Source organism: Enterobacter sp. PL_is379 (genome assembly GCF_055817355.1).
The window spans coordinates 133,831-148,334 of sequence record NZ_JBVPGT010000026.1 but is presented as its reverse complement, the minus strand read 5'-3'; the positions used below and the strand labels follow the sequence as shown (position 1 = coordinate 148,334).

The 14,504-nt window shown below is 58.1% G+C and carries 11 protein-coding genes; 2 read left to right on the top strand and 9 right to left on the bottom strand.

What is annotated here, in order from left to right; genetic code table 11:
* Window positions 1-66 precede the first annotated feature (66 nt).
* From secF to queA, 5 genes are read right to left on the bottom strand one after another with little or no spacing between them, the layout of a single operon-like run.
* A complete protein-coding gene (gene secF / locus AC0TOY_RS08645) occupies window positions 67-1,038 on the bottom strand; it encodes a protein translocase subunit SecF (protein WP_024906803.1) in 972 nt (323 codons plus the stop codon).
* A gap of 10 nt (window positions 1,039-1,048) precedes the next feature.
* Complete coding sequence (secD, locus tag AC0TOY_RS08640; protein WP_473721723.1) at window positions 1,049-2,896, bottom strand: protein translocase subunit SecD; 1,848 nt, start codon at window positions 2,894-2,896, stop codon at window positions 1,049-1,051.
* A 27-nt stretch (window positions 2,897-2,923) separates the two neighbouring features.
* Window positions 2,924-3,256, bottom strand: a complete 333-nt coding sequence (gene yajC / locus AC0TOY_RS08635) for a preprotein translocase subunit YajC (RefSeq protein WP_003859109.1) — start codon at window positions 3,254-3,256, stop codon at window positions 2,924-2,926.
* Between the two features lie 22 nt (window positions 3,257-3,278).
* Window positions 3,279-4,406, bottom strand: coding sequence for a tRNA guanosine(34) transglycosylase Tgt (gene tgt / locus AC0TOY_RS08630; RefSeq protein ID WP_003859110.1), 1,128 nt, complete (start codon window positions 4,404-4,406; stop codon window positions 3,279-3,281).
* A gap of 53 nt (window positions 4,407-4,459) precedes the next feature.
* A complete protein-coding gene (queA, locus tag AC0TOY_RS08625) occupies window positions 4,460-5,530 on the bottom strand; it encodes a tRNA preQ1(34) S-adenosylmethionine ribosyltransferase-isomerase QueA (protein WP_148769542.1) in 1,071 nt (356 codons plus the stop codon).
* 92 nt (window positions 5,531-5,622) lie between these two features.
* Here queA and acpH point away from each other — a divergent pair, with 92 nt between their 5' ends.
* Together acpH and AC0TOY_RS08615 are read left to right on the top strand one after the other, a co-directional pair.
* Entirely contained in the window at window positions 5,623-6,204 is a 582-nt protein-coding gene (gene acpH, locus AC0TOY_RS08620) for an ACP phosphodiesterase (protein ID WP_024906800.1), read from the top strand.
* Window positions 6,205-6,331: 127 nt separating this feature from the next.
* Complete coding sequence (locus AC0TOY_RS08615) at window positions 6,332-6,934, top strand: peroxiredoxin (protein ID WP_008503347.1); 603 nt, start codon at window positions 6,332-6,334, stop codon at window positions 6,932-6,934.
* Window positions 6,935-6,977: 43 nt separating this feature from the next.
* Here the strand turns inward: AC0TOY_RS08615 and AC0TOY_RS08610 are convergent, their stop codons facing one another.
* From AC0TOY_RS08610 to proY, 4 genes are all read right to left on the bottom strand, one after another.
* Complete coding sequence (locus AC0TOY_RS08610; protein WP_024906799.1) at window positions 6,978-8,363, bottom strand: DUF3999 domain-containing protein; 1,386 nt, start codon at window positions 8,361-8,363, stop codon at window positions 6,978-6,980.
* Window positions 8,360-10,981 (bottom strand): DUF2339 domain-containing protein, encoded by a 2,622-nt coding sequence (locus AC0TOY_RS08605; protein WP_473721722.1) that lies wholly within the window; start codon window positions 10,979-10,981, stop codon window positions 8,360-8,362. Before AC0TOY_RS08605 ends, AC0TOY_RS08610 begins: the two co-directional genes overlap by 4 nt.
* Window positions 10,982-11,069: 88 nt before the next feature.
* Entirely contained in the window at window positions 11,070-12,887 is a 1,818-nt protein-coding gene (gene malZ, locus AC0TOY_RS08600) for a maltodextrin glucosidase (protein WP_473721721.1), read from the bottom strand.
* A 162-nt stretch (window positions 12,888-13,049) separates the two neighbouring features.
* Window positions 13,050-14,423 (bottom strand): proline-specific permease ProY, encoded by a 1,374-nt coding sequence (gene proY, locus AC0TOY_RS08595; RefSeq protein WP_024906796.1) that lies wholly within the window; start codon window positions 14,421-14,423, stop codon window positions 13,050-13,052.
* Between the last annotated feature and the right edge of the window lie 81 nt (window positions 14,424-14,504).

Sequence of the window (14,504 nt, the reverse complement as noted above, 5' to 3'; positions counted from 1 at the left end):
TCAGGAGCAGATAAAAAAAAATCCCGGTCAACAGACCGGGATTTCGATAACGCGCTAAACGTCGCTTTACGGCAGAATGGACGGCTGATCCGCCCCTTCTTTCTCCACTTTCTGCTGGAGCAGGTGCTCGCGCTTCATGCCGAGTTTCAGAGCCAGTGCAGACGCAACGTAGATAGACGATGCCGTACCGATGGTGACACCAATCAGCATGGTCAGCGAGAAGCCTTCCAGTACCGGACCACCGAAGAGGAACAGCATCAGGATCACCATCAATGTGGTACCGGAGGTGATCAAGGTACGGTGCAGCGTCTGGGTCAACGACACGTTAAAGATTTCGTACGGCGTACCGCGACGGATCTTACGGAAGTTTTCACGGATACGGTCAGATACCACGATACTGTCGTTCAGTGAGTAACCGATAACGGACATCAGGGATGCCACGATCGTCAGGTCAATCTCAATGTGGAACAGCGACAGTATGCCCATGGTGATCACCACGTCGTGCGCCAGGGCGATAACCACACCGGCCGCCAGTCGCCACTCAAAGCGGAAACCGACGTATACCAGGATGGAGATCAGCGCCACCAGCAGCGCCATCGCGCCGGTCTGGGCCAGGTCAGCACCCACGCTTGGGCCGACGAACTCAATACGCTTAACCGCCGCGTTCTGGCTGGTTGTTTCGTTAATCACGCTAACAACCTTACTGCCCAGCTCCTGGCTGCCGTTAGCATCGTGCACCGGCGGCATACGCACCATGATGTCGCGGCTGCTGCCGAAGTTCTGCAGCAGCGGCTCTTCAAAGCCCGCTTTCTGCAGAGACAGGCGCATCTGGTCCATATCGACCGGTTTTTCCAGGGAGATCTCGATAACCGTACCACCGGTGAAATCGAGACCCCAGTTAAAGCCTTTCACGCCCATAATGACGATGGACAGAATCAGCAGGAAACCTGAAATGCCGAAGGCCCAGTAGTCCCAGCGCATAAAGTCCCAGACTTTACGGCCGTGGTTCAATTGTTCAACAGTATATTCCTGTGCCACAACGCACTCCTCAGATAGACAGCTTTTTGACGCGCTTGCCGCCGTACAGCAGGTTCACGATGGCACGGGTGCCGACAATAGCGGTAAACATTGACGTTGCGACACCGATACCGGTTGTAATCGCAAAGCCTTTGATCGCGCCAGTACCCACTGCATACAGGATAAGAACCTTAATCAGTGTTGTTACGTTCGCATCGAAGATGGAGCTGAACGCCCCTTTATAGCCTTCGTCAATCGCCTGCTGAATAGAGCGACCGTTGCTCAACTCTTCTTTGATACGTTCGTTAATCAGTACGTTGGCGTCGACCGCCACCGCAAGGGTCAGGACGATACCCGCAATACCCGGCATGGTCAGCGTCGCCCCCGGCAGCAGGGACATAATGCCGATGATCAGCACCAGGTTGGCGATCAGCGCGGAGGTCGCAATCAGACCAAACTTCTTATAGAAGAAGATCATGAAGAGGATAGAGACAACCAAACCGGCCAGACACGCTTCCAGGCCCTGCTGGATGTTTTGCATACCCAGTGTTGGACCAATGGTACGTTCTTCAACAATCTGAATTGGCGCAATCAGCGCACCGGCACGCAGCAGCAGGGAGAGCTGACGCGCTTCGTTCGGGTTGCTAATACCGGTAATGCGGAAGCTGTTACCCAGACGAGACTGGATGTTGGCGATGTTAATCACCTCTTCCTCTTTCACCAGCACCGCACGACCGTTTGCATCTTTCTTACCGCTGTCTTTGTACTCCACGAACAGGGTCGCCATCGGCTTGCCGATGTTGTCCTTGGTGAAGTTAGACATGATGTTACCACCCGCGCTATCCAGCGAGATGTTAACCTGCGGCTGGTTGTATTCGTCCTGGCTCGAGGTGGAGTCGGTGATGTGATCACCGGTCAGAATCACGCGTTTGTACAGCACAACTGGCTGACCTTCGCGAGTCTGTTTCACTTCGGAGTCACCCGGAATACGCCCTGCGGCTGCAGCGGACTGATCGACGTTGGAGTTCACCAGACGGAATTCCAGGGTTGCGGTCGCACCCAGAATCTCTTTCGCACGCGCAGTGTCCTGGATACCCGGCAGTTCAACCACGATACGGTCAGCACCCTGACGCTGTACCAGCGGCTCAGCCACGCCCAGTTGGTTTACACGGTTACGCAGAATGTTGATGTTCTGCTGAACGGCATATTCACGCGCTTCTTTCAGACGCGCATCGGTCATCACCGCGCGCAGCTGGTTGCTGCCCTGCGAGGAGATCACCAGGTCACGGTGACGTTGGGTCAGGTAATCTACAGCCTGATCGCGCGCCGCGCTGTCGCGGAACGTGATGCTCATGCCGTAGTTATCTTCTTTACGCACGGTGGTGTAAGCGATGCCTTTATCACGCAGATCGCTGCGCAGGCTGTCGATATTCTGTTCCTGCAGCTTGCCAAGCGCGGTATCCATATCCACTTCCATCAGGAAGTGAACGCCGCCACGCAGGTCAAGACCGAGTTTCATTGGCTCTGCTTTCATCGCAGCCAGCCAACGCGGGGTTGCAGGGGCAAGGTTAAGCGCCACGACGTATTTGTCACCCAGCACGCCCATCAGCGCTTCACGTGCGCGGAGCTGCGTGTCGGTGGTGTCGAAGCGAGCAAGAATTGCACCCTCTTCCAGAGCCACAGACTTAGCGGTAATTTTTTCTTCTTGTAACGTTTTCTGGACCTGGATCAGCGTTTGCTCACTGGCGGCGACACCGCGCGCGCCAGTGATTTGAACAGCCGGATCCTCACCATACAGGTTGGGAAGCGCGTACAGCAGGCCGACGAGAATCACGACGACCAGCATGATGTACTTCCACAAAGGATAACGGTTTAACACGGCAGTTCCCTTTGGGAAAAGTTGGGATTACAGCGCCTTCATGGTGCCTTTCGGCAGAACGGCAGCTACGAAGTCACGTTTGATGACCACTTCAGTGGTGTCGTTCAGGGCGATAGCAATGTAGCCGTTTTCAGCCACTTTGGTTACGCGACCGACCAGACCACCGTTAGTCAGTACTTCATCGCCTTTCGCAATGGAGTTCATCAGGTTTTTGTGCTCTTTGGTGCGCTTCTGCTGGGGACGCAGGATCATGAAGTAGAAGATCAGACCGAACACAACCAGCATCAGAATCAGAGACATCGGGCTGCCCTGCGCTGGAGCACCTGTTGCCGCTACCGCATCAGAAATAAAAAAGCTCATTCAAATTCCCTCATTATTAAAATTAATCAACGTTCAACGGTGGAACATCCCGCCCCTGACGTTGGTAGAAATCGGTCACGAAGCTCTCTAATTTACCCTCTTCGATAGCCTTACGTAAACCAGCCATTAAGCGCTGATAATAACGAAGATTATGAATGGTATTGAGACGCGCGCCCAAAATCTCGTTACAACGATCGAGATGATGCAGATACGCGCGAGAATAATTGCGACAGGTATAGCAATCGCACTCGGAATCGAGCGGGCTGGTGTCACTCTTATGCTTCGCGTTACGGATTTTCACCACGCCATCGGTAACGAACAAGTGGCCGTTACGCGCGTTGCGGGTTGGCATGACGCAGTCAAACATATCAATGCCGCGGCGTACGCCTTCAACCAGATCTTCTGGTTTACCCACGCCCATCAGGTATCGTGGTTTATCCGCCGGGATTTGCGGGCAGACATGTTCCAGAATACGGTGCATGTCTTCCTTCGGCTCACCCACAGCCAAACCGCCGACAGCGTAGCCATCAAAACCTATCTCTACCAGACCTTTAACAGAGATATCGCGTAAATCTTCGTAAACGCTGCCCTGGATAATGCCGAACAGCGCATTTTTGTTCTGCAGAGAATCAAAACGGTCACGGCTACGCTTCGCCCAGCGCAGGGACATCTCCATGGAGCGTTTTGCGTAGTCCCAGTCCGCCGGGTACGGCGTACATTCGTCGAAGATCATCACAATGTCAGAGCCGAGATCGTACTGAATCTCCATCGACTTTTCGGGATCGAGGAAAATCGGATCGCCGTTGATCGGGTTACGGAAGTGTACGCCCTGCTCGGTGATCTTGCGGATATCGCCCAGGCTGAAGACCTGGAAGCCACCGGAATCGGTCAGGATGGGGCCTTTCCACTGCATGAAATCGTGCAGATCGCCGTGGAGCTTCATGATCTCCTGACCCGGACGCAGCCACAAGTGGAAGGTGTTGCCGAGGATAATCTGTGCGCCAGTGGCTTCTACTTCTTCCGGCGTCATCCCTTTTACGGTGCCGTACGTGCCCACAGGCATAAACGCGGGGGTTTCCACCACGCCGCGATCAAACACCAGGCGACCGCGACGCGCGCGACCGTCGGTGGTATCGAGTTCAAATTTCATTTTTTCTCCGACGTCAGAAAAACAGTCCAACGTTGTAAAACGGTGCCGCGGACTTATTCCCCGACACGCTCATTCAAAGCCAGCGGATTGTACGTGATAAACATCGCGTCCCCGTAGCTAAAAAAGCGATATTTTTGTTCTACCGCAGACTTGTAGGCATTCATCGTATGCTGATAGCCCGCGAACGCGGAAACCAGCATAATCAGCGTCGATTCAGGCAGATGGAAGTTGGTCACCAGCGCGTCAATCACTTTGTACTGATAGCCCGGGTAGATAAAGATCTGCGTATCGCCAAAGAACGGCTCGATAAGACCGTTTTTCGCCGCCTGCGCGGCGCTCTCCAGCGAGCGCACAGACGTCGTCCCGACCGCCACGACGCGGCTACCGCGCGCTTTCGCCGCCAGCACCGCGTCCACCACATCCTGAGGCACTTCGGCATACTCAGAGTGCATGATGTGGTCTTCAATGCTGTCCACGCGTACCGGCTGGAAGGTCCCCGCGCCGACGTGCAGCGTCACGAACGCCATCTCCACGCCCTTCGCACGCAGTTTTTCCAGCAGCGGCTCATCAAAATGCAGGCCCGCGGTCGGCGCAGCGACGGCACCCGGTTTCTGGCTGTAGACGGTCTGGTACAGCTCGCGGTCGGCCTCTTCGTCCGGACGCTCAATATACGGCGGCAGCGGCATGTGGCCGATGGCGTTCAGGATATCAAGCACCGTGCGCTCGTCGTTGAACTCCACCTCGAACAGCGCGTCGTGGCGCGCGGTCATGGTCGCCTTGATGCTCTCATCATCGCCCAGCAGCAGCTCCGCGCCCGGCTTCGGCGCCTTAGAAGCGCGAATATGTGCCAGAATACGTTTATCATCGAGCATACGTTCGACCAGCACTTCAATCTTACCGCCGCTGGCTTTACGGCCAAACAGGCGCGCCGGGATCACGCGGGTATTGTTAAAGACCAGCAGATCGCCAGGGTTGAGCTTGTCGAGCAAATCGGTGAAAGTACCGTGCGTCAGCTCGCCCGTTGGCCCATCCAGTGACAGTAAGCGACAGCTGCTGCGCTCAGGCATGGGATAGTGAGCAATCAGGGATTCAGGTAGTTCAAAGGAGAAATCGGCGACGCGCATGACGTATACTCGTGACTTAAAAACAGGCGGCATAGTCTAGTGCTCACACCCTTTTGCTGCAACAACTAGCCGCCCCCGGACAAATAAAACGCATGAATTTTCTCGCTCACCTGCATCTCGCGCACCTTGCTGACAGCTCCCTCTCGGGCAATTTGCTGGCCGATTTCGTACGCGGTAATCCCGCAGAAGACTACTCCCCTGAGGTTGTCGACGGGATTTTTATGCACCGCCGCATCGACGTGCTGACGGATAAGCTGCCGGAAGTGACGGAAGCCAAAGCCTGGTTCCGCCCTGAAACGCGCCGCGTTGCCCCGATCACGCTCGACGTGATGTGGGATCACTTCCTGTCGCGCCACTGGGAACAGCTGTCGCCGGAGATGCCGCTGCCGGCGTTTGTGCGCTATGCCCACCAGCAGGTGTCGATTATTCTGCCCGACTCGCCGCCGCGCTTTGTGAATCTGAATAACTATCTGTGGTCGGAACGCTGGCTGGAGCGCTATCGCGAGATGGACTTTATCCAGAACGTGTTGAATGGGATGGCGAGCCGTCGCCCGCGGCTGGATGCGCTGCGGGATTCCTGGTATGACCTGGATGAACATTACGATGCGCTGGAGACCCGATTCTGGCAGTTTTACCCGCGCATGATGGCGCAGGCGAAAAACAAACAACTTTAATGGAGATTGGATTGATAGGTAAAAGCTGGCGGAACGATTGTCACCACCTCTTTGTCTTATCCATGAACACTCTCTATACTGGCTCGCGTTGCGTTCCAAATAACCTTAGTATCTACAGGAGAATCATATGGTTCTGGTAACTCGTCCGGCTCCGGATTTTACAGCTGCAGCAGTTCTGGGCAACGGTGAAATCGTTGAAAACTTCAACTTCAAACAGCACACCAACGGTAAAGCGACCGTTCTGTTCTTCTGGCCAATGGACTTCACTTTCGTTTGCCCGTCTGAGCTGATCGCTTTCGACAAACGTTATGAAGAATTCCAGAAGCGTGGCGTGGAAGTTGTTGGCGTCTCCTTCGACTCTGAATTTGTACACAACGCATGGCGTAACACCCCTGTCGACAAAGGCGGCATCGGTGCGGTGAAATACGCAATGGTTGCGGACATCAAACGCGAAATCCAGCAGGCTTACGGTATCGAACATCCGGACGCTGGCGTTGCGCTGCGCGGTTCCTTCCTGATCGACGCGAACGGCATCGTTCGTCACCAGGTTGTGAACGATCTGCCGCTGGGTCGTAACATCGACGAAATGCTGCGCATGGTTGACGCGCTGCAGTTCCACGAAGAGCACGGCGAAGTGTGCCCGGCTCAGTGGGAAAAAGGTAAAGAAGGTATGGCTGCTTCCCCAGACGGCGTGGCTAAATACCTGTCTGAGAACGTATCCAGCCTGTAATCGGCACGGTTTACGAGAAAGGCCCGCTTATGCGGGCCTTTTTTTATGCCTTACGCTGCGTTTCACGCCAGATGCGCCAGGCCATTCCCGCCAGCAGAAGCACGCCCGCAATCAGCACGCCCCACACCAGCAGGGCGTTCATCCAGCTCGCCCGATCGACCGCAGAGGTGGCGGTCAGACGCCCCTCGCCGCCTAACGCAACGTCATCCACAATGTCGGCCTGCGGCAGGTTCGCCATAGCATAGGTCTTGCGCAGGTCGGCTGGGATCAGCATGCCGGGCTCCACGCTGGCAGGCTTTGCGGCACCGTTGCCCCAGGCGAGCACATACGGCGCTTTCCCCTGGGCGTTAAACACCAGATCGTAGCGGTCGCGATGTCCCGTGACGCTCGGCAGGTATTCTGGCAGACGCGCATTCAGCGTCGTGATTTTCACTGCCTGCACCAGGCCCCCGTTAAGCGAAACCGGTGGCGACGTTTTTCCCTCAAGACGGTAAAGGACCTCTTTTTTCAGGGGGTGCCATGCGTCTTTTTCCGTACTCCGCCACGCTATCTCCACGGGAAGGACGCCATCGCCATTCAGTGAGATGCTGACAGCACTCAGCGGCTGCGGGCGCGCCCAGCGCCACTGCGCTTCGCTTGTCGATAGCTGCTCCCCTTCCCCCTCAAGCTCGACCGCTTCCGGGATCGCCTGGGCAGGTGCGATGATTGCGTTAACGCCGGTCAAGGTTATCCCCTGGCTCTGCGCGTTCAGCACCACCATGAGATAGCGATTCGCATCGGGAGATAAAACCGTATCGGTATCGATCCGATCGAGCTTAAGACGATCCTGGCCGCTGACGGCGTCAAGCAATGGCATATCCTCGCGCAGGGTATACCAGCGCTTAAGATCCTCGCTGTAATAGACCGACGCCGTTCCCTGCCACGGCGTCTGAGGAGAATTCCAGAGCAGCTGCAGCTGGGATATGGCCATCTCCCCCGTAGCCTGCTCCGGCAGGGTCAGCAGATAATGTTGCCCGGCTGCGGCGGCTTTTTGCCCCTCCAGCACAATCTCAACGCCGTTTCCGGAGCGGAGCAGGATCTTATCGCTATCACCGGATCCTTGCGAAGCCGCAAGCGGCGAGGCATCCAGCGGGAAGAGGCGCAGCGCCGTGGATTGCACTGACGCCTGCGGACGCGTCGCGCTGACCAGGCTGAAGGGAACCGGCTCGCCCGACTGGTTAAAGACGCGGACATCATGCAGATCTGGCGACGTGCTTTGCTCATAGACGGCGAGCGGCAGCATCACCCGATACCACTGGGAAGGAACAGACGTATCGAGTGAAAGACCAAAAGCATAGTCCCGGGGCGATTCCGTTTGTCCCTCGTCGCAGAACGCCGGGCCGGAAAGCGCCAGCAGCGCGGTACACGCTACCGCTTTCATCCATTTCATTTTTCATCTCCTGTTTTGGGCGGTAGCGGTGAGAAATACCCCACAATCAGAACCAGTATCGCCACGCCGATAAACGCTATCGCGCGCGACAAACCGCCTCCGCCCGCGCTGTCCACCAGCATCAGTTTAACCATTACCACACCCAGCAGCGCGGCACCGCAGAGCCACTCCTGCCGGGAAGCCCGACGGGTGGCATGGATCATGACCACCAGCGCGCTCAGCATCCAGAACAGGGCAAAGCTGGTCTGGATAAGCCGCGAATCCCACAGAGATGCCATATTCCAGGCCACGTCGCCGTACCAGGCCAGGGCGCGCATCAGCGCACCGTTAAGCCACCAGAAGCCAAACGCCATGAGCGCGACGGCAGGCCACGGGCGCGCTTGCGCAAGCCACGCCGGGTAGTAGCGATCCACCGCCCGATAAAAGACGACCAGCCCCAGCAACGCGAACGCCGCGCCTTCCTCAAGCGGGTTCACCAGCGGCAGCCAGGTCTGACGATAGACCACGCCGTCCTGGAAATTGGTCACCACCAGCAATACCAGCAGCGCCACGACTACAGGAATCGGTGCCAGGCAGGCGTAGAGCGCAGGCCACTCCCGGAATGGCCACACGCGACGCCGTACCGCAGCAGAGAGCGCCATAATCACCCCGCCGCCTGCGGCCATCGCTAAACCGCTACCCCAGGCCGCCATGCCCCAGGGCAGAGACCGGGCAAACCAGTAAAGCTCGGCGGCCAGCGCCAGTAAAATCATCCAGAAGAGTGACAAATGCAGCCCCATCGCGATGCGTGGCAGGAGTCTTTCACCGTCGCGCCGCAGCAGCATTAGCGAGGCAGGAAGCGCAACGCACCAGGCCAGGTTTGACCAGCCGGCGGAGACGATCTGCTGGTGCCAGAGCTGATAACCCACCATCAGCAGCATAACCGGCCAGAGCAGCCATTTGCTGGCGTCCAGCTCTCGCCACGCCAGACGAGCGGCCACCTGCCGCCAGCCCCAGACCGACGCCGCCGTCAGCGCCAGCACGCCCGCCAGAATCGGTAATTCCTGCGTCAGCGCCAGCCGCGATGCGCCCAATAGCGCCACGAGCCAGAACAGCAGCCCGCCTGCCAGCAGCGCCCAGCTGACCGGCATAAAGAGAGTCCGCCACAGCCAGGCCGCAGCCAGCCAGCAAAGGCTGAGGATGGCGAAGATAAGGAGCAGACTCAGCGACGTAACGCCGTTCGTTTGTGCCCACAGCGCGCTGCCGAGCGCCAGCACCAGCAGCGCCGTCCCGCTATAGCTCATGCGACGCTGGTGCTGCTGCACGCCCAGCCAGAGGATACCCAGCCCTTCCAGCGCCCAGGCCATCGCCGTCCAGCGCGCTGACAGCGCCAGCGGAATGGCGAGCGTCGCGAACCCGCCGCCGATGGCCAGCGCCGCCATGACCAGCGGTCGTCCGACGGAGGGATAGCGCCGCAGCGCAAGGAACGCGAGGGTAAGATAAAATGCGCCGTATCCCAGCGCACTCAGGGCCGGACCATATTCCCAGTGCCGGGTCATGCCGTACTGCATCCCAAAACCGATTAGCGGCGGGGCAAACAGCAGCACGCCGTCAATAATCTGCTTCCCTTTCTCCTGCGCCCGCAGCGACAGCGCCAAGCTCAGGACGCCGAATATCAGCGTATTGGCAATCAGGAACAGCTGGCAGATCCAATAGTCTTCAGGCTGGTAGTCACTCAGCCCCCACAGGCCGCCGACGCCGAACGTGAACAGCAGCCCAAGCAGGTTCAGCTCGCGCCAGTGTTGCCAGATGCTGATAGCGAGAATGCCGATAGACAGCAGGAGATAGAAAGAGAACAGCGCGACAAAGCTGCCGCCCCCGGTAGACAAGAGGAGCGGCGCAAGATAGCCACCGAGGCTCGCCAGCATGGCAAGGCTCAGTGCCTTCTGCAGCACCGCCAGCCCGACGCTCGCCGCGCAAATCACCACCAGCAGCGCAAAGGCCAGCGTCATCGGCAACATTTGCCAGAGCCGGAAGGCGCCAAACACCGTCAGGTAGAGCACGCCGGTCGCCCCGCCCTGGAGGATCAGCGCATAGACGCGCTGCCTGTGCCGCAGCCGCCACCCGACAGCCAGCAGAACAATGGCAAACAGCGCCGTTGCCACGAGGCGCAGCTCAAGCGGGAACAGGGAATGTTCCACGGTATAGCGCAGCAGGAATGAAAGACCAAGGAAAAGCAGCAGGATCCCAAGCTTCGCCAGCGGATTACCCTGCATAAACCAGCGTACCAGCGACGTCAGGATGCCGCCAAAGGCAGAAGGTTGTTTTGCCGCAGGCGCCGGGGCCGGGGCCGGGGCAGGTTCTGCCACGGCAGCGGGAGTATCGGGGCGCCAGGGGTCGACAGGCGCGGGAGCGTCCTCAACCACCGGCGCGGTCACAGGCGACGGCGCCGTGGTCTGCACCGGCTCCGGCGCGTCCTCAGGCACGCCGCGCTGCTCAAGCGCCTCAATGCGCTGGCGCAGCCGGGCGATCTCCTGTCGCGCCGCCGTACTTCGATTAAAGCCTATAACCGCAAGCACGGGTGCCACCACCAGCGCAAATATCAGGAACAAACAGCCAAGGATGTAAAGCTCGTCCATGTTTCCACCTTCACCGTAAACGATCCGTTAAGATTGACACAAATCGTTGCATTTGCGCCATCTTAAAAGGTGGAAACATTAGCAGGTCTTAGCTGCCGGACCAGATCGTTGCGGATACCGCAGGCAGCGCCAGCACGCCGTCCTGTATCGTCGCTTTGCCCTCTTTATTCTTCCACATAGCCACCTTCAGCAGAGGTGAATCATCCAGCACCACTTCGCAGGCCTCGCCCCGGTTGATGGCCACCAGCACGCGCTGCTGGTTATAGACGCGAGCAAATACCACCACGTTATCGTGGGCGTACACCACCTGACAGCCGCCGTAGCGCAGGGCGAGACTCTGCTTACGCAGCTTTGCCAGCCGCTGATACAGGCTGAACAGCACCTTGTCCTGTTTCGCTGGCTCCCACGGGAAGGTTTTGCGGCAGAACGGATCGTTGTTGCCGTCCAGCCCCACCTCGTCTCCGTAGTAGATGCACGGTACGCCCGGCCAGGTGAAGAGCCAGGTCACCGCCAGCGGCAGACGCACGACATCCTTGCCCAGCAAGGATTTAAAGCGCGCGGTATCGTGGCTATCGAGCTGGTTAAACATCCGCAGCTGCTGCTGATGCGACAGGCCGGCGCGGTAGTTCTCCATCCACGCCATGCAGGTTTCAGCGTCGATATGATTCGGATCGTAGGAGATATCGGTGTTAGCGAGGAATCCCCACAGCGGGAAGGTAAAGCCGCGATAGTTCATCGCCGCATCTTCCGCATCGTTCTGCAGCCACTGGCGCGCGTCGCCAAAGTGCTCGCCAAAGACGAACGCCTCCGGCTGGGCCGCTTTTGCCGAGCGCGTAATCCCGGCGACGTGCTGAAGGTTTTCCCGCGCCCCGCCCGCTTCGCCGAGCATATGCACCACGTCCAGGCGCCAGCCGTCCATATTCCACGGCGCCTTCAGCCAGTGACGCACGATGCTGTCTTCCCCGCCGTAAATCTCATTCACAAGCGTTGGCGACTGGAAATCCAGCTTCGGCAGGCTCGGGTAGCCCAGCCAGTCCAGCGCACGGCCCTCCTCGTTAAAGCTGTACCAGTCGCGCTGCGGCGAATCCGGGTTATGACATGCCCCGCCCATCGACTGATTATGACGGTCAAACCAGGCGTGCGAATCTCCGCTGTGGTTGAACACGCCGTCAAGAATGAGGCGCATGCCTTCGTTTTGGGTGTTCTTCCGCAGGCGCAGCAGCGCCTCGTCACCGCCAAACTGCGCGTCAACGTGGCGATAATCTTCGGTATCGTATTTGTGTACGCTCGGGGCCTTAAACACCGGGTTGAGATACAGCGCCGTCACGCCCAGTTTTTTCAGGTACGGCAGCTTTTCGCTGATTCCGTCGAGATCGCCGCCGTAAAACGTCGATCCGCCCGCATGCGCGGTTAATGGCTCGTCCCACGCTTTCAGGATAATGTCATGGCCCGCCGCATGGTGGTGATAGACCTTATCCTGGTCGGCAGTGCGTTTTTCGCTGCGCGCAAAACGGTCCGGGAAAATCTGGTAAAAGACCTGGTCGTTAACCCACTGCGGGCCGTTATCCGGATAATCGACTGCAAACTGCTCCAGCCGTGCGGGCGGGAAACGGCTAAACCCCTGCGGGGTAAACCACAGCTGGCGGTTATTCCACAGCAGTTTGAAGCTGTAACGGCGACGCGGCTGCCCGCTGCTCAGGTCGATATTCGCCCGCCAGGCGGTGATCCCCGGCTGCGGCTGGCTGCGCAGCTTGTGCATTTTCAGCCCGGTCTCTTCGTTATCGATTTCGGCGCGGAGCGTCACGCGTTCAGGCTGATTTTCCCCCGCCAGCCAGAGCGTAATCACAAGGTTGTCTTTGTTTGGCTTAACAAATGGGGCAACCGGAAGGTGCCAGGCGTTTAACATCACGAATCCCCTTTGATGAAATTGACGTCACCTTGCCACAGGGTGGTTAAGGATAGCTCATCACGATCGGGATTATTGGGGGAGGAGAAAGGAGGAGGAGGCATCAGTGCGGCCTGATGCCCTCCCCCCAACCCTCTCCCACAGGGAGAGGGAGAAAAAAGATTACTGCGCTTCTGCCAGCTGACGGTCGCGACGGCATTTAAACACCCAGCCCACCAGCAGCAGGACGATCCACGCGCAACCCACGTACAGGGAAATGCGGGTATCCGGATGGTAGCCAATCAGGGCAATGATAAACACCAGGAAGATCAGCCCGACGACGGTCGTCGCAACGCCGCCCGGTACTTTGAACTTCAGCGCTTTCGCCTCATCCGGCGTCAGGCGACGGCGGAAGGCAATCTGCGACAGCAGGATCATGATCCACACCCACACCGTCGCGAAGGTCGCCAGCGATGCAATCACCAGGAAGACGTTCTCCGGCATGATGTAGTTCAGGTAAACCGAGAACAGCAGCGCCACGGTCATCACCACAACGGTCACCCACGGCGTGCCGCGGCGTGAGGTTTTGGCGAACACCTTCGGCGCACTGCCCTGCTCCGCCATGCCGTGCAGCATACGGCCCACGCCAAAGACGTCACTGTTGATCGCGGAGAGCGACGCGGTCAGCACCACAAAGTTCAGAATGCTGGCGGCAAACGCAATCCCCATGTGCTGGAAGGTCAGAACAAACGGGCTACCGTTGGTACCCACCTGATTCCACGGGTAGATGGACATGATCACGAACAGCGTACCCACGTAAAACACCAGAATACGCATCGGCACCGAGTTGATCGCGCGCGGAATGGACTTCTCCGGGTCTTTCGCTTCCCCGGCGGTGATACCGATAATCTCGATACCGCCGTAGGCGAACATGACCATCTGGAGCGACATGACCATGCCGAGCCAGCCGTTGCTGAAGAAGCCGCCGTTGCTCCAGAGGTTATGGATGCCGGTCGGCTGCCCGCCGTTGCCGATTCCCCAGATGATGATGCCAAAACCGGCCACAATCATGATGATGATGGTGGCGACCTTGAAGAAGGAGAACCAGAACTCCAGCTCGCCGAACACCTTCACGCTCATCAGGTTGACGGCGCAAATGATCAGCACCACGCTCAGCACCCATATCCAGTGCGGCACCGCCGGGAACCAGACGCCCATATAGATGCCAAACGCCGTCACGTCGGCAATCGCCACGATCAGGATTTCAAAGCAGTAGGTCCAGCCGGTGATAAACCCGGCCAGCGGGCCGAGGTTTTCCTGAGCGTAGCGGGAGAATGAGCTGGCAGACGGGTTGTGAACCGACATTTCGCCGAGGGCGCGCATGATGATATACGCCGCCACGCCGCCGATGATGTACGCCAGCAGCACGCTGGGACCGGCCATTTTGATGGCATCTGCCGAGCCATAAAAAAGACCGGTGCCGATAGCAGAGCCCAGCGCCATAAAGCGGATGTGGCGCGTGCTCAATCCACGTTTAAGTTTGTTAGTGCTTTCCATTTAAATCTTGCCATTCAACACGAAAAAAACAAAAAACCACGGGGCCTTAAGCCCCGTGGTTAAACAGTTTGTTGCCGTTGA

What these genes read in the sequence shown, in the direction of transcription:
- yajC (WP_003859109.1), bottom strand. Translation starts at nt 3,256, where the DNA reads ATGAGCTTTTTTATTTCTGATGCGGTAGCGGCAACAGGTGCTCCAGCG.
- tgt (WP_003859110.1), bottom strand. Translation starts at nt 4,406, where the DNA reads ATGAAATTTGAACTCGATACCACCGACGGTCGCGCGCGTCGCGGTCGC.
- queA (WP_148769542.1), bottom strand. Translation starts at nt 5,530, where the DNA reads ATGCGCGTCGCCGATTTCTCCTTTGAACTACCTGAATCCCTGATTGCT.
- acpH (WP_024906800.1), top strand. Translation starts at nt 5,623, where the DNA reads ATGAATTTTCTCGCTCACCTGCATCTCGCGCACCTTGCTGACAGCTCC.
- AC0TOY_RS08615 (WP_008503347.1), top strand. Translation starts at nt 6,332, where the DNA reads ATGGTTCTGGTAACTCGTCCGGCTCCGGATTTTACAGCTGCAGCAGTT.
- AC0TOY_RS08610 (WP_024906799.1), bottom strand. Translation starts at nt 8,363, where the DNA reads ATGAAATGGATGAAAGCGGTAGCGTGTACCGCGCTGCTGGCGCTTTCC.
- AC0TOY_RS08605 (WP_473721722.1), bottom strand. Translation starts at nt 10,981, where the DNA reads ATGGACGAGCTTTACATCCTTGGCTGTTTGTTCCTGATATTTGCGCTG.
- malZ (WP_473721721.1), bottom strand. Translation starts at nt 12,887, where the DNA reads ATGTTAAACGCCTGGCACCTTCCGGTTGCCCCATTTGTTAAGCCAAAC.
- proY (WP_024906796.1), bottom strand. Translation starts at nt 14,423, where the DNA reads ATGGAAAGCACTAACAAACTTAAACGTGGATTGAGCACGCGCCACATC.